General features: G+C 41.8%; 14 protein-coding genes. 11 read left to right on the top strand and 3 right to left on the bottom strand.

Going from position 1 to position 14919, the window contains the following annotated elements; all coding sequences use genetic code 11:
- Positions 1-19: 19 nt before the first annotated feature.
- Positions 20-1045 carry an S-methyl-5-thioribose-1-phosphate isomerase gene (gene mtnA / locus OIZ54_RS17050; RefSeq protein WP_024033954.1) on the bottom strand — a complete coding sequence of 342 codons (1026 nt, stop codon included), beginning with the start codon at positions 1043-1045 and terminating at the stop codon, positions 20-22.
- 128 nt (positions 1046-1173) lie between these two features.
- Here mtnA and mtnK point away from each other — a divergent pair, with 128 nt between their 5' ends.
- On the top strand, positions 1174-2391 hold the full coding sequence (gene mtnK / locus OIZ54_RS17045) for an S-methyl-5-thioribose kinase (protein WP_264390901.1): 1218 nt from the start codon (positions 1174-1176) through the stop codon (positions 2389-2391).
- Positions 2392-2427: 36 nt separating this feature from the next.
- Here mtnK and OIZ54_RS17040 read toward each other — a convergent pair whose 3' ends face one another.
- Positions 2428-3909, bottom strand: coding sequence for an FMN-binding glutamate synthase family protein (locus OIZ54_RS17040; protein WP_004587481.1), 1482 nt, complete (start codon positions 3907-3909; stop codon positions 2428-2430).
- Between the two features lie 95 nt (positions 3910-4004).
- The gene (locus OIZ54_RS17035; protein WP_264390900.1) at positions 4005-5783 is read right to left on the bottom strand and encodes a DUF885 domain-containing protein; all 1779 of its coding nucleotides are present in this window, start codon (positions 5781-5783) and stop codon (positions 4005-4007) included.
- Between the two features lie 355 nt (positions 5784-6138).
- Here OIZ54_RS17035 and OIZ54_RS17030 point away from each other — a divergent pair, with 355 nt between their 5' ends.
- From OIZ54_RS17030 to OIZ54_RS16985, 10 genes are all read left to right on the top strand, one after another.
- Entirely contained in the window at positions 6139-7125 is a 987-nt protein-coding gene (locus OIZ54_RS17030) for a GGDEF domain-containing protein (protein WP_121638144.1), read from the top strand.
- 95 nt (positions 7126-7220) lie between these two features.
- Positions 7221-7976 (top strand): bifunctional demethylmenaquinone methyltransferase/2-methoxy-6-polyprenyl-1,4-benzoquinol methylase UbiE, encoded by a 756-nt coding sequence (gene ubiE / locus OIZ54_RS17025; RefSeq protein WP_004587478.1) that lies wholly within the window; start codon positions 7221-7223, stop codon positions 7974-7976.
- A gap of 11 nt (positions 7977-7987) precedes the next feature.
- Complete coding sequence (locus OIZ54_RS17020; protein WP_121638145.1) at positions 7988-8671, top strand: SCP2 domain-containing protein; 684 nt, start codon at positions 7988-7990, stop codon at positions 8669-8671.
- 9 nt (positions 8672-8680) lie between these two features.
- On the top strand, positions 8681-10285 hold the full coding sequence (gene ubiB, locus OIZ54_RS17015; RefSeq protein ID WP_138577397.1) for a ubiquinone biosynthesis regulatory protein kinase UbiB: 1605 nt from the start codon (positions 8681-8683) through the stop codon (positions 10283-10285).
- Positions 10286-10364: 79 nt separating this feature from the next.
- Positions 10365-10619, top strand: a complete 255-nt coding sequence (tatA, locus tag OIZ54_RS17010) for a Sec-independent protein translocase subunit TatA (protein WP_004587475.1) — start codon at positions 10365-10367, stop codon at positions 10617-10619.
- Between the two features lie 5 nt (positions 10620-10624).
- Complete coding sequence (tatB, locus tag OIZ54_RS17005; protein WP_004587474.1) at positions 10625-10954, top strand: Sec-independent protein translocase protein TatB; 330 nt, start codon at positions 10625-10627, stop codon at positions 10952-10954.
- A gap of 48 nt (positions 10955-11002) precedes the next feature.
- A complete protein-coding gene (gene tatC / locus OIZ54_RS17000; protein ID WP_264390899.1) occupies positions 11003-11743 on the top strand; it encodes a twin-arginine translocase subunit TatC in 741 nt (246 codons plus the stop codon).
- A 1-nt stretch (position 11744) separates the two neighbouring features.
- Positions 11745-12275 (top strand): hypothetical protein, encoded by a 531-nt coding sequence (locus OIZ54_RS16995; protein WP_264390898.1) that lies wholly within the window; start codon positions 11745-11747, stop codon positions 12273-12275.
- Entirely contained in the window at positions 12275-13060 is a 786-nt protein-coding gene (locus OIZ54_RS16990) for a TatD family hydrolase (RefSeq protein ID WP_055255450.1), read from the top strand. Before OIZ54_RS16995 ends, OIZ54_RS16990 begins: the two co-directional genes overlap by 1 nt.
- The gene (locus tag OIZ54_RS16985) at positions 13060-14907 is read left to right on the top strand and encodes a diguanylate cyclase (protein ID WP_264390897.1); all 1848 of its coding nucleotides are present in this window, start codon (positions 13060-13062) and stop codon (positions 14905-14907) included. The genes OIZ54_RS16990 and OIZ54_RS16985 overlap by 1 nt, the downstream gene beginning before the upstream one ends.
- Positions 14908-14919: the final 12 nt, after the last annotated feature.

Genomic DNA, 14919 nt, shown 5'->3' with positions numbered 1-14919 from the left:
GTGGAGCGCTGTTTAAAAACTACTTAAGCGCTGTTAACGCCCCACTCTCTACATCACTTTTATTGTAAACACCGGTATCTAACACCCAAGCTGTTATTAGTTTTGCAGGTGTTACATCAAATGCGGGATTATACACATTGGCATTAGTGGGTGCCCACAGCGCCTCACCAAAACTGCCACTTACGCCGCGTACCTCTGCGCTATTTCGCTGCTCTATTGCTATATCGCTACCGTGAGCTGTTTGTGTATCAAGCGTAGTTAAAGGCGCGACAACATAAAAAGGAATATCATGAAAATGGGCCAATACAGCTAAATTATAAGTTCCCACTTTATTAGCAAAGTCGCCATTAGCAGCAATACGATCGGCGCCTACCACTATTTTATCTACCTTGCCTGCGGCCATTAAGCTTGCTGCCATATTATCGCAAATAAGCGTATACGGTACTTGCCAGCGCTCAAGTTCGAACGCGGTTAAACGCCCGCCTTGCAACAAGGGCCGCGTTTCATCAACCCACACATGTATATTGCCGTGTTGTTGCTGCGCTTTGTAAATAACGCCTAATGCTGTACCAATACCAGCAGTCGCTAATGCGCCGGTATTACAATGGGTTAAAATATTGTCGCCGCTGTTTATAAGCTCAGCTCCGCGCGTTGCCATGCGCTCACATAGGGCAATGTCTTCAATAAAAAGGCGCTCTGCGCTGCACACCACTGCTGCTACAAAGTCATCGCTTTTAAGAGCCTCTCTTAATGTAGCCATACAATGCATTAAATTAACAGCGGTTGGCCTTGTGGCTTCAAGCTCATCAATTGCTTTTGCAAGCGCCGCTTGAGTTCCCCCCTGCTGCGCTAAATGAGCAACCAGCAAACTCGCACCTAAGCCTATTAATGGTGCGCCACGAATTTTTAAACTGATGATCAGCTCCTTCATCGTCTCAACACTATGGCATTCGTGCCATACCTGCTGATGAGGAAGTAAATACTGGTCAAGCACACTTAATGTGCCGTTTTCATATTTTAAACTGCTTGCGATTAGGTTTTGCATGGTGAGGCTGCTTAAATAAAATGCGTAAGGGTATTTTACATCAGTTTGAATAACTCTCAAGTTAGACTTGTAGACATCTAAACATTTAAAGGTATAGAATGCCCCAAAAGGTTATTTGAGAACTCACTATGGCTAACTATGTCGCGTTTAATGCGCAGCGCGCAATTGAATATGTAAATTCGCTAATTGACTCTAAGCAGTATGATTTTTTTAATGCTGGCGCACCCTTAACTGCGTACGAATTTGGTGACGGTAACCTTAATTTAGTATTTAGAATTAGCGATGAGCACCATAACAGCATTATTTTAAAGCAAGCACTGCCTTATGCTCGTTGTGTAGGTGAATCATGGCCGCTCACGCTTGATAGAGCCCGTATTGAGGCGCAAGTGTTACTTAACCATGGCGCTATTTGCCCACAAAATACCGCTAAAGTACTGCACTATAACCAAGCTTACGCACTTACTATTTTAGAAGATTTAGGTCACTTAAAAATATTGCGCACTGCGCAAAATAACGCGGAGCAATTTCCTAAGTTAGCCGAGCACGTAGCTACGTATTTAAGCCATACCGGGTTTTATAATTCAGATTTTTACCTAACCGCCCAGCATAAAAAGGCCCTCGTACAGCAATTTACTAATCCTGAGCTTTGCCAAATTACAGAAGATTTATTTTTTAGCGATCCGTATACAGATCACGAACGCAATCACTTTGACGAGCAACTTACTACACATGTACACGCTTTGCGCGATAACACGGCACTTAAGTTAGAAGTTGCGAAATTAAAAGCTAATTTTTTATCTAACCCGCAAACATTGCTGCACGGCGATATGCACAGCGGCAGTATTTTTGTAGATACCAATACCACTAAAGTGATTGACCCCGAGTTTGGCTTTTTTGGCCCTGTTGGCTTTGATATAGGCTCTTTTATTGGCAATTTACTATTAAATTACTGCGCACAAGCAGGGCATATTGAAGAGTTTGTAGCACGACGAAACTATCAAACGCATTTACTTAGCTGCATTGTTGAAAGCTATAATTTATTTGAGCAACAATGGTTAGCTTTAATTGCCAACCACAGCACAGATCGCACCCTTAATACCGAGGGCTACCCACTGTACTTTATGAAAACCGTATTACAAGACGCCATAGGTTATTGTGGAACAGAACTAATTAGGCGCACCATAGGGCTCGCGCATGTGGTAGATATTGACAGCATTGAAGATGAAAATACGCGCCTTGCAGTACAAAAACAAACGCTGAGCTTAGGTGAGCAACTTATTTTAAATGCCAAAAGCTGCGACAACAAAGATGCCTTTTTTAGTTTATTAATAAGCCAACTAAATTAAAAAAGGCGCCAAAGCGCCTTTTTTATACTAATACCGTTATTGGTAGTTTTCGTAAATTTTATCGAGCGGCTCCGACAGCCCACTTTCTTGCACTATACGCACGTGTTTACGCCTTAATTCCCGCGCACTCGTTACACCACATGAGTGGGCAATTAAACCAGCACCGTAATGAATATATTTATTATAATTGGCAACCCGCTGAGCTTTATCGGCAACATTTAAACCACGCTGTAGCCGCTCGTTATGGGTAGTTACACCGGTTGGGCAGGTGTCTTTATTACATTGCATGGCCTGTATACAGCCTAACGCAAACATATGACCACGCGCAGAAACAACAAAATCAGCCCCCAAAGCAAGCGCCCATGCCACCTTAGAGGGTACAATTAACTTACCCGATACAATGACTTTAACCCGCCCTGTTAAGCCATGTTTTTCAAGCATATTAACAACCAGCGGTAAGCTTTCGCGTAGCGGTAAACCTACCGAATCTAATAAGGGTTGTGGCGCTGCGCCCGTACCGCCATCGGCACTATCAATAGTGATAAAGTCCGGTGCTGATTCAAGCCCGCGATGGTTTATTTCTGCAAATAGCGTTTCTAGCCAAGTGTAATCACCAATAACGGCTTTAAAGCCGGTAGGTTTGCCTGTGGCGTTTCGCACTGTGGCAATCATATCTAATATGTCGCTTGGCTTTTTGATTTCTGGGTGCCCATTTGGGCTAATTGAATCTTTGCCCTCAGGGATGCCCCTTATTTTAGCAATTTCAGCATTAACCTTTTTACCAGGTAACATACCGCCTTTACCTGGTTTGGCACCTTGGCTTAATTTAAGCTCAAACATTTTTACGTTTTTATGCGCCGCAATTTCTTTAAGTTTATCGATACTTAAATTTCCAAGCTCGTCGCGCACACCATATTTAGCCGTACCAATTTGAAACACCAAATCGGCTCCGCCCTCTAAGTGATAAGGACTTAACCCGCCTTCACCAGTATTCATCCAGCAGCCGGCTAATTTTGCCCCTTTTGATAACGCTCTAACAGCCGGTTTTGAGAGCGCGCCGAAGCTCATTCCCGATATATTAAACAATGAGTTAGTGGTGTACGGCGTTTTACAATAAGGGCCTAAAGTTACATTACTTGGGTCCAGCGCCTCTTCATCTAGGGTAGGAAAAGCACAGTTCATAAACATCACTGTACCTGTTACCTCTAAGCTTTGCGTGGAGCCAAATGCAGCGGTACGATCGACATCTTTTGCAGCACGATACACCCAACTACGCTCTGCTCGGTTAAACGGCATTTCTTCTCTATCGAGGGCAAAAAAGTACTGCCTAAAAAACTCGCCTTGGCGCTCAAAAAAGTACCTAAAGCGACCAATAACCGGGTAATTTCGCCTAATTGCATGCTTTGTTTGAGTAATATCACGAAAATAAAAAACAATAACGGTAAGTACAATTAATCCTAATGCAACAATAAAAATACTCGCAAATACATCAATACTAAAAATAATAAAATCGCTCATCCAAGGCCCCTTGATGGCTGTTTTTAAAATAAAAAAGGTGTTGCGTCAAAATGACACAACACCTTTCGTTGTTCAAGGTTTATACCTTTAGATAATTAGCTTTGCGTGTTTTCAAGCTCAGCTTTTATATACAAACGAACTTGCTCTTCAAGCACTGATAACGGCACTGAACCATGACGCAATACTTGATGATGAAACTCACGAATATCAAAACGTGGCCCAAGCGCTTGCTCGGCCTCTGCGCGTAAACGCTTGATAGTCAGCTCGCCAATTTTGTACGACAAAGCTTGCCCCGGCCACGAAATATAGCGGTCGGTTTCGGTTTTAACATTGTGTAAGGAAAGCGCTGTGTTTTCGCTCATAAAGTTCATAGCGCGCTCGCGGCTCCAACCGTACATGTGCATACCTGTATCAACCACTAAACGAGCTGCACGCCACATTTCATAGGTTAAACGGCCAAATCGGCTGTATGGGTCTTGGTAAAAGCCTGCTTCTATACCTAAGTATTCAGAATAAAGCCCCCACCCTTCACCAAAAGCCGAAAGGTAGGCATCACGTCGGTAGCTTGGTAAGTTTTCAAGCTCTGCATTAAGCGATATTTGTAAATGATGCCCTGGTACGGCTTCGTGTAAGGTCAGCGCCTCTAATACATACAATGGGCGCTTATCTAGCGCATATGTATTTACCCAATAATAACCCGCTTGATCGCTTCGGCTCGAGCCAACATAGCGACCGGTTGTATATTTAGGGGCTATACTTGCAGGTACAGGTGCAACGCCATAGGGCATACGTGGCAGTGTATGAAATAACTTAGGCAGCTGCGCGTCCATTTTTTTAGCTATATAAGCAGCTTCTTTTAATAGCTGCTCTGGAGTGGCGGCGTAAAATTGCGGATCGGTACGTAAAAAGTGGATAAAATCGGCAAACGTGCCTTCAAAACCTACTTCTTTAATTATTTCCTGCATTTCACTGCGGATACGCGCCACTTCAGATAACCCCAGCTGATGTATTTCATCAATGCTCATATTTGTGGTGGTGTAATACTGTGCGCGGTTTTTATAAAACGCCTTGCCATTAGGGGTTTGCGAAATACCAATCGTAGTGCGTGCACCTGGCTGATATTGCGTAGTAAAAAATGTTAAATATGCTTTGTAAGAGGCAATAACATCGTTTTTTATGATGCGTTTAGCTTTTTGCTGTATCGCTTTAAAGTCGTTTTCACTTAGCCCTGCTGTGTTCGTTTTAAATGGGGTGTAAAAGTCTGACTGCGTTACATCATCTACTATGTATGCGCTTATTGAGTCTTCATACCCGGCTAATACCGCTTGTGGTTGAGTAAGCCCCGTTTCGAGCCCCTTTTTCATCCAATGTATATTTTGCTCAAAAAAGCGCGGCACTTGTTCAAGGCGGGCTAAATACGTTTCTAACTGTTGCGGTTGCTTGTATTGCGAACTATTAATCATATAAGACAAGCTAGAATGGAACCCATACTCAGAAGTTAGCGGCATGTAGTGCGCATTAAATGCATATTCATCAACACTGTTTTGTACTTGCGCACGAATAATACTGAGGTTAATACTGTTTTCACTTGAAAGCTCATCGCTATCAATTGCATCTAAACGACTTAATAATGCTGTTTTTTCCTCATATTGCTGCTTTAAAAATTCAGCCGATAAATTAGGTAATAAATAGCCATCAACCCCTTCAGGCTGAGTGTAGGGATTAACACGTTTGCGGTAATCAACAATACTTTGCGCCACTTGTTCAAATTGTGTGTTTGCGTTGGGGCTTGTTAATGTACATGCGCTTAGTGTGCCAAAAAGTGATAGCACAAGCAGTGTGCGGCAAATTCGCGGGGGTAAGGAATAATTCATTTTAGTTTTACTTAACCATACAATAGATTTCACAAAACTATCGTAGGCTGAGTAAATAGCAAGACAAATGCGATTAATCTCAATAACACACGCTTAATTGGAGCGCGTAAAATAAGCTGAACCCGCCTAAATTAAGCTAAATACGTGCTCTTTGATGATAAAATCAGCTATTAGGCAGCAAAAGTAAAAAATTAAGTTCACTAATACTGGTTTTTACTTTTAAATAGCCTGCTTAACGATTATTGTAGTAAAAAAATAATAAAGCTTGGATGCATTGCCGCCTCATTGAAGACTTATTTTAATGTGTAATTTAATGCGTACTTAGTTGGTAGTTAAAATGATGTTCCATGATTCCATGGCTGTAGCTCAAGAAAAAATGACGAATGTATGCCTGTTTTTAGAACGTCATACGCTGCCTCCCTCTCCGTTAAATTACCACGTTGCCTATACCTATATTAGTAAAGTAAATCCTCAGCTAAATAACGCCATAGACGAGGCCATTACTAATAAAGCCCAAATTGATAGTATTTTGATTGAGCAGCTCTACTTTGAGTTTTTAAACGAAGGGCATACCACGCAAGTGGCAATGATTAATAACGTAAATGGGGTTATTGATTCACTGTCGCGCAATGCGCAATCAACCGAAAAACAAATTGTTAGCTTTGCCGGCCAAGTAAGTGAGTGCATGCACACGCTTGATGAGAATAATATAGAGCAAAGCCGCCAAGCACTCGATACGTTAAACACCCAATCAGCCACGTTACTTGAGCAACACAAGCACTTCAAACACGAGCTATATAAAGCTAAAAAGTTACACGAAAAAACCCAAAAACAGCTGGCGCAATTACGTAAGCAGCACATTATTGACTCACAAACGGGGCTGTATAAACGTCATTATTTAACGCAGCAAACCCAACTATGGAGCAACCAAGACAAATCAATTTGCGCAATTGCTATTCAAATAAATAATTTAGATCATTTTGTAGATAATTACGGCGATATAATTGGCGAAGTTATTTTGAACAAAGTGGCTAAACAAGTAAAAAAATATGTCTTTCAAAGTGGTTTACCTGGGCGTACAGCAAAGGACCAATTTACCGTATTACTGCCAGATATAGACCCCGAAACCGCCAATGTTATTGCTGAAAAAGTGCGTAATGGCGTAGAAAAACTTCGTTTTGTTAGCTCAAAAAGCGGCACTAAGCTGCCTGGCATTAACTTATCTTTAGGCATAGCGCAGCAACTCAAAAATGATGACTTTAACCAGTTAGCTAAAAAAGCCTCGCAAGCGGCATTTAAAGCACGCTCACTGGGGCAAAGTAGCTTTACAGCTGGCCACTAGGTTTTACGCTAAATTACCTGATAAATCATATTCAAATTGCACCTGCAGTATACAATCAAGTACACTAGTCTTTATTGCCACGATAGAGACTAACCATGAACGAAACAGAGCAAAAGACCACGCATTTTGGCTATAAAACCGTAGCCGAAAACGATAAAGCCTCAATGGTTGCAGACGTATTTCACTCGGTTGCAGCAAAGTACGATGTAATGAACGATTTAATGTCTTTTGGTGTACATCGATTATGGAAACGTCAAACTATAGCCAGCTCAGGTGTGCGCAAAGGTCACCACGTCCTTGATTTAGCAGGCGGCACTGGTGACCTAACAGCAAAATTTAGCCAACTAGTTGGTGACACCGGCCAAGTAGTTTTAGGTGACATTAACTCTTCAATGTTAAAAGTGGGCCGCGAAAAACTGCACAACTTGGGTTTAGTCGGCAATATCGACTACGTGCAAATGAATGCCGAAATGCTGCCATTTCCAGATAACAGCTTTGATGTGATCACGATTGCCTTTGGCCTACGTAATGTAACCGATAAAGACAAAGCCCTGCGCTCTATGTACCGTATATTAAAGCCAGGTGGACGTTTATTAGTATTAGAGTTTTCCAAACCTGAGCATGAAATTTTAAGTAAAGCGTACGATTTTTACTCGTTCAATCTATTACCAACTATGGGTAAAGTAGTGGCGAACGATAGCGAGTCATACCAATACTTAGCTGAGTCGATTCGTATGCACCCAGACCAAGAAACCTTAAAAGCAATGATGGAAGAAGCAGGCTTTGAACAGACAACGTATCAAAACCTAACCGGTGGTATTGTTGCACTGCACCGTGGTTTTAAATATTAAGGCAGGCAATTATGGCGTTTGAGCAAAAAAGCGAGCATGTAATCGCAGCAAAACCCGATTCGCAGTTTTTTATGTTACCTAATTTTGTACTTTCGCTTATAGAGCGAGTGCTTAATAAGGTACTGCAACTCGACGCCACCTTAATAGATAAGCTCAGTGCCGTTAAGCACAAACCATTAAAGGTCGAAATCCGCAATTGGCAGCAGCAAATAGTATTAACCTTTGATGGTAAACTATTACACCTTTACAGTGCCAGCGATGAAGATAGCGCAGAGTGTATGATCAGCGCAGATATAGATACTCTTATGGCGCTTAAAGACCCAGCCATGCTTACACAGCTCATTCGTCAAGATAAGCTAGACCTGCAAGGCGACTTAAACGTCGCTCAGGCGTACAGCGCCGCATTTTCTGGGCTAGATATAGATTGGCCTGAGCAACTATCGCACTATATTGGCGATGCGCCCGCACAACAACTTTACATACAGCTAAACGCTTTACGCAGTAAAGAGCGTAAAGCGCGTCAGCAAATTAGCACCACATTAACCAGCCTATGCCAAGATGAGCTCGCTGTAACTATTCACCCTTTAGAGCTTGAACAATTTAAACAACAAAACCGAGTGTTAAAAGGGCAAGTGGCCGCTATTGAACAACGCATAAATGCATTAATCAACTCTTCTAACACCAACAGCCGCTAAGGATTTTTTGTGTCGACTGCTCGATTGTATTACATCACTAAAACATTACTTAGCTACGGATTAGATGAGTTAATACCAAAACAAAAAATACCTTGGTACGCTAAAATTGCGCGTGGTAGCTTGTTTTGGTTACGTAACCAGCACAAAAATAAACCAGCGGGCTTGCGCCTGCGCTTAGCCTTGCAAGAGCTTGGCCCAGTGTGGATTAAGTTTGGCCAAATGCTTTCTACCCGCAGAGACTTACTTCCTCACGACATTGCGTTAGAGCTTGCTTTTTTGCAAGACCAAGTTGAGCCTTTTGAAGGCGAACTTGCCCAAAAAATAATTGAAAAAGCGCTCGAAATTAGCGATATAAACCAGTTGTTTAGTGAGTTTTCGCAAACCCCATTGGCCTCAGCGTCTATTGCACAAGTGCATACTGCTAAGCTAGTTGATGCCCATAACAATACCCAAGATGTTGTTATAAAAGTGATTAGGCCAAACATAAAAACACAAATTAATGCCGACTTAGCACTTATGGAAAAGCTCGCTAAAGTGCTTGCCAATGTACACAGCGAAGCAAAAAGGTTACGCCCTGTCGAGGTGGTCAAAGAGTATAAAAAAACCTTGCTAGATGAGCTCGATTTAATGCGCGAAGGCGCAAATGGCATCCAACTTAAGCGTAACTTTGAAGGCTCTGATTCGTTATATATCCCGGCTGTTTATAGCGATTATAGCCGCAGTAACGTATTGGTTATGGAGCGTATTTACGGAATTCCGGTCTCAGATACTGAGTCGTTAATTGCGCAGAATACCAATATGAAATTACTCGCTGAGCGCGGTGTAGAAGTGTTTTTTACCCAAGTATTTAGAGACAGTTTTTTTCATGCTGATATGCACCCTGGCAATATATTTGTCTCTCGCGAGCACCCTGAAAACCCCATGTATATTGGTATCGACTGTGGCATTGTTGGCACATTAAACAAAGAAGATAAACGCTATCTCGCAGAAAACTTTATCGCCTTTTTTAATCGTGACTACCGCCAAGTTGCTCAGCTACATGTTGACTCAGGCTGGGTTCCGCCCGATACCAGCATAGAAGAGTTTGAATTTGCTATTCGTACCGTGTGCGAACCTATATTTAATAAACCGCTGGCTGAGATATCGTTTGGCCATGTACTCGTTAATTTATTTAACACCGCACGCCGCTTTAACATGCAAGTACAGCCGCAGTTAGTATTATTACAAAAAACGTTATTATACGTTGAGGGCTTAGGGCGTCAGCTTTATCCTCAGCTTGATTTGTGGAAAACCGCTAAGCCATTTTTAGAAGATTGGGTAAAACAACAAGTTGGACCGTTATCAGTAATGAAACAAATGTATGCTAACTTGCCATTTTGGGCTGAAAAAATGCCAGAACTACCTGATTTAATTTATCAAAATTTAAAACGTAGTCCGCAAATACAGCATTCTCAGCCAAGTAAAGTGTCACACAAAGCGCTAGTACTTAGCCTATTTGGCAGTGCTACACTGATTGTATCGGCACTGTGTTATCTGCAGCACGACCTCATAGCGGCAGGCGTAACATTAGCAGCGTCTGCAATTAGCTTTATTGTGGCGTGGCGTAACACATAAACTAAGTGCTATTTATGCCACAGGGCGTATAATTAGTACTTAAAATAAACATTTAAGCATTTATCAGTTGGAGATAACCATGGGTTTAGGTGGCATTAGTATTTGGCAATTATTGATTGTTTTAGCGATTATCGTACTTCTTTTTGGTACTAAAAAACTACGCGGCATGGGTGGTGATTTAGGCGGTGCAGTAAAAGGGTTTAAAAAAGCCATGTCTGATGACCAAACTAAAGAGACTGAAAGCGAAAAAGCTGAGCAAATCCAAGAGTCTCAAAAAGCAGCGCCAACACAGACACAAAGCACTGAAAAAACCAAAGACGATACTAAGGTTTAAGCAATATGGGAATGTGGGAGCTCGTTGTTGTTTTTATTGTTGGCCTAGTGGTACTTGGCCCTGAGCGGTTACCGGTTGCCATTCGCACCGTAATGCGCTGGGTAAAAACCGTTAAGTCGATGGCCAACTCAGTTAAAGCAGAAGTGAGTGAAGAGCTACGCATACACGAGCTTCACGAAAACCTAAAAAAAGCAGAGCAACAAGAGCTTAAAGATTTAAGCCCTGAGCTACAACAATCGGTTGATGAACTGCAAAAAGCAGCGCAGTCGGTTACTCATAGCTATAAAAACACTTCAAGCACGTCATCTAACGAACAACTCGATGAAAAAAAGTGAAATTAATTCCCCTATTTGTGGTCAACTTATTACGTGGTATAAAAAATAATGTCTGAACAAGCTAAATCAGGGTACGTCGCTCACTTAATTGAGCTGCGCGATCGGCTTATTAAATCACTTTTTAGTATTTTAGTGATATTTATTGGCCTAGTGTATTTTGCCAATGATATATATGAGTTTGTAGCCGCCCCTTTAGTCGCACATTTACCAAGCACTGCCACTATGATAGCTACCGATGTTACGGCACCGTTTTTTGCACCGTTTAAGCTAACGCTATTTGTTGCCTTGTTTGGCGCTATTCCGTGGATATTGCATCAAATTTGGGGATTTATAGCACCTGGCTTATACCAACACGAAAAACGCATGCTAATGCCAATTTTGGCCTCGAGTATTTTGCTATTTTATGGCGGTATCGCTTTTTGCTACTTTATAGTGCTCCCTATTATATTAGGCTTTTTTACTAGTGTAGGGCCGCAAATGATGACCCTAGCACCGGATATTAGTAGCTATTTAGGATTTGTACTTAAGCTATTTTTTGCATTTGGTGTGGCGTTTGAAATACCCGTAGCCATAATGTTGCTATGTTGGAGTGGCGCTACAACCACGCAGAGTTTAAAGCAAAAACGCCCTTATATTGTGGTTGGTGTATTTGTTGTGGCGATGTTTTTAACACCGCCCGATGTGTTATCACAAACACTATTAGCACTTCCTATGCTGCTTTTATTTGAGCTAGGGTTAATTTTAGCGAAATTTTATAGCGCTAAAGAACAACAGGAATCTGAGGAATAAAATGAAAAAACAACTACTCTCACTACTGGTTTTACTAAGCGCACCGACGTATGCAGCGCAAGAAATTAACGTGCAAGCTTTGCAAGCATGTAGCTTTATTGAAAACGACTTTAACCGTTTACTATGTTATGACAACACAGTGGCAGGTAAACCGCTTACTAAACCTAGTGAGAAAAAAACCCTTACCCCACCAAAAGCCGTAACCAATGTATCGCCAAACGTAAGTGCACCTGTTGCAGCTGTTTCTAAAGCAGCGCCTGCTGCTAAAGCAGATGATTTTGGCCTTGAGCATAAAGAGATCACTAAAGATAAAGACGAAAATATCACAGCGTCAGTATCATCAGTTAGAAAAGCTCCTTATGGCGAGCTCATTATTACCCTTGATAACGATCAGCAATGGCGTCAAATTGGCTCTGACAGCCTTAAATTAAAAGAGTCAGACACAGTGATTATTAGCCGCGGTGTATTTAATTCTTTTTTACTTCGTAAAGATGGTCAAAACCGCTCAATCCGTGTGAAGCGCACTCAGTAATGACCTACACGTTAGTTGATGCCGGCGTTAATTTAACCAATCACCAGTTTGAAGGTGAGCATCAGGCCATTATTGCCCGCGCAAATGCCGCGGGCGTGCAAGCTATGTTACTGATCGGCTGCGATGTGCCTAGTAGCGAACAATCGCTTACATTAGCAAAACAATATAATCAGTTTTCTACTGCTGGCGTGCATCCACATGACGCCAAAGACGCCACCGATGAACTTGAAACCACTTTAACGCAGCTTGCTAGTAACGATTGCGTTGTGGCCATTGGTGAGTGTGGGCTTGATTATAATCGCGATTTTTCTCCTCGCGATATTCAGCGCAGCGTATTAAAACGCCAGTTAGCGTTAGCTGAAAAACTAAACCTACCTGTTTATTTACACGAACGTGACGCAAGCGAAGATATGCTAAATATTTTGGCTAACTATAACGTACGTGGCGTGCTGCATTGCTTTACAGGCAATGCCCAAGCACTTAAAGATTATTTAGAATTAGGCCTTTATATTGGCATTACTGGGTGGGTGTGTGACGAGCGCCGCGGTAAAGCATTGCAACAATTGGTGCCAAGTATCCCGCTTGAGCGGTTATTAATAGAAACCGATGCGCCTTTTTTAATTCCACGCACAATAACCCCTAAACCAAAATCACGTAAAAATGAGCCCGCCTATCTTAGCTATGTGTGTGAAACACTCGCTAAGCTTTATAACGTTGAACCAAGTACTATTGCCACCCATAGTACGGCTAACTTTTATAGCTTATTTGATATTGCAGGTCGCTAATGACAAGCCCAAAGGCGCTATTTAGCCTATTTATGCTCCTTTGTTCATTTTGCAGTGTTGCAAACCCCGTAATTTCTGAAAATTTTAAAGCAATAAAAATAGACACCCTGAGCTATTCGTTTACGCCCACCACAGCAAACAATGCCTACCATGAGGTTAGCGACTGGCAAACAGTAAGTGATAAGCCATTAAATTTAGGGTTTGAACAACGCCCTGTATGGGTCAAGTTTACAGTTAAAAATACCTTAAATAACAATATAAGCCCTATTTTATCGCTCGATAACCCGCTGTTAAATGAAGCGCAAATTTTTCATTTTTATAATTCAGCACTGCTCTCACACATGCAAACTGGCGATAACTTTAAGCTCTCATCACGGCTAATAAAAAGCGAATCTTTATTAGCAACCTTGAGGCTGCCGGCAAATAGTATTAACACCGTAATAATGAAGGTTAACAACAGTGCTGGGCTGCGCATCCCGCTGACTTTATGGCAACCAGATGCCTACCTAGCGCATAAAGGTAAGCTTAATTTAATTTATGGCTTACTCATTGGTTTTTTATTTTCATTGGCCATAAGTTGCTTGGTTTTGTATGGGTTTTCGCGCAAGTTGTATTTTGCTTATGCAGGCATTATTACGCTGACCTTAGGTGTGCTACTGGCTTATTTATGCGGTTTTGGCGCTCGTTATTTTCATCCAAATTCGCCTTCATTACAGCAAGTAATGATACCTGTTTTACTAATGCTCACTACGCTTGCTTTTGTGCCGCTACAAAAACAACTGTGCCAACCTAAAGCCTCTAAACTACTAAAATGGCAAACCATTGTTGCTAATATTTACGCAATTAGCCTGCTGTTTATGTGGGCTTTACCTAGCACAGTGTTTACCCCATTTAGCTTATTGGCGAGCCCGATTGTTATTGTTTATTGCTTGGTAAGCGCCTACATCTGCCAGCAAAACGCGCCTTCAAAACCAATTCAAGCACTGCTAATTGCACTCATGCTATTTTTACTTGTTATGGTGTACCTTATTATTGCTGTATTTGGCTTATATCCTTTAGGTAGAAGTAGCTTAGCTTTTGTTTTTATATGCTTTTTTGGTAGTACATTTTGCCTATGTTATGGCGTTATGAAGCGCTTTATTTTAGAGCGTGATGAACAAGTTATTGCTCAACAAACCTTGATTGCTGAAAATGCAGCCCAAGATACACTATTAAACGAGCGACTCGCGCTGCAAGCCCAAACACAAAAAGAATTAGAGTCGTTAGTTGATGAGCGTACCTTTGAGCTACAAGTCACTTTGCGTGAACTAGAGGATAAAAACCGCGAGCTTGAGCTACTTAATATGGAAGACGCGCTGAGTGGCGTTAAAAATCGTCGCTTTTTTGATAAAAAATTAGTGATGGAACTGCGTCGCTCTCGGCGTGAAAAAACGCCTTTGAGTATGATTATGCTCGATATAGACCGGTTTAAACGCGTAAATGATAACTACGGACACTTAACCGGCGACCAAGTAATACGCGCTGTAGCCGACATTATAAAACAGCATTTAAAACGCCCGTTGGATGAAGTGGCTCGCTACGGCGGCGAAGAATTTGTTGTTTTGCTACCTAACACCCCAAAAGAGGGGGCTGTTGATATTGCTGAAAAAATTCGCCAAGCCGTAGAGAGTAATACCGTAAACGTAGCCGGAACATCCGTAAAAGTAACCATTAGTGCTGGCGTAAACAGCGCTGTAGTAAACGATATTAGTAACCCTGAGCTATTTACAGACGACGCAGATAAAGCGCTCTATTTCGCTAAACAACATGGCCGAAATCAAGTAATTAGTTTTCCAATTCCACAGTAGGAGCTTAGTAAC

The organism is Pseudoalteromonas sp. A3, assembly GCF_025942345.1.
Taxonomy (GTDB): domain Bacteria; phylum Pseudomonadota; class Gammaproteobacteria; order Enterobacterales; family Alteromonadaceae; genus Pseudoalteromonas; species Pseudoalteromonas atlantica.
Note: the sequence above shows the minus strand (reverse complement) of the source record. Positions and strands in the feature narration are given on the sequence as shown.

Excerpts from the sequence above, each read along its gene's own strand:
- mtnA (WP_024033954.1), bottom strand. The coding sequence starts at position 1,045 with ATGCAAAACCTAATCGCAAGCAGTTTAAAATATGAAAACGGCACATTA.
- mtnK (WP_264390901.1), top strand. The coding sequence starts at position 1,174 with ATGGCTAACTATGTCGCGTTTAATGCGCAGCGCGCAATTGAATATGTA.
- OIZ54_RS17040 (WP_004587481.1), bottom strand. The coding sequence starts at position 3,909 with ATGAGCGATTTTATTATTTTTAGTATTGATGTATTTGCGAGTATTTTT.
- OIZ54_RS17035 (WP_264390900.1), bottom strand. The coding sequence starts at position 5,783 with ATGAATTATTCCTTACCCCCGCGAATTTGCCGCACACTGCTTGTGCTA.
- OIZ54_RS17030 (WP_121638144.1), top strand. The coding sequence starts at position 6,139 with ATGGCTGTAGCTCAAGAAAAAATGACGAATGTATGCCTGTTTTTAGAA.
- ubiE (WP_004587478.1), top strand. The coding sequence starts at position 7,221 with ATGAACGAAACAGAGCAAAAGACCACGCATTTTGGCTATAAAACCGTA.
- OIZ54_RS17020 (WP_121638145.1), top strand. The coding sequence starts at position 7,988 with ATGGCGTTTGAGCAAAAAAGCGAGCATGTAATCGCAGCAAAACCCGAT.
- tatA (WP_004587475.1), top strand. The coding sequence starts at position 10,365 with ATGGGTTTAGGTGGCATTAGTATTTGGCAATTATTGATTGTTTTAGCG.
- tatB (WP_004587474.1), top strand. The coding sequence starts at position 10,625 with ATGGGAATGTGGGAGCTCGTTGTTGTTTTTATTGTTGGCCTAGTGGTA.
- tatC (WP_264390899.1), top strand. The coding sequence starts at position 11,003 with ATGTCTGAACAAGCTAAATCAGGGTACGTCGCTCACTTAATTGAGCTG.
- OIZ54_RS16995 (WP_264390898.1), top strand. The coding sequence starts at position 11,745 with ATGAAAAAACAACTACTCTCACTACTGGTTTTACTAAGCGCACCGACG.
- OIZ54_RS16990 (WP_055255450.1), top strand. The coding sequence starts at position 12,275 with ATGACCTACACGTTAGTTGATGCCGGCGTTAATTTAACCAATCACCAG.
- OIZ54_RS16985 (WP_264390897.1), top strand. The coding sequence starts at position 13,060 with ATGACAAGCCCAAAGGCGCTATTTAGCCTATTTATGCTCCTTTGTTCA.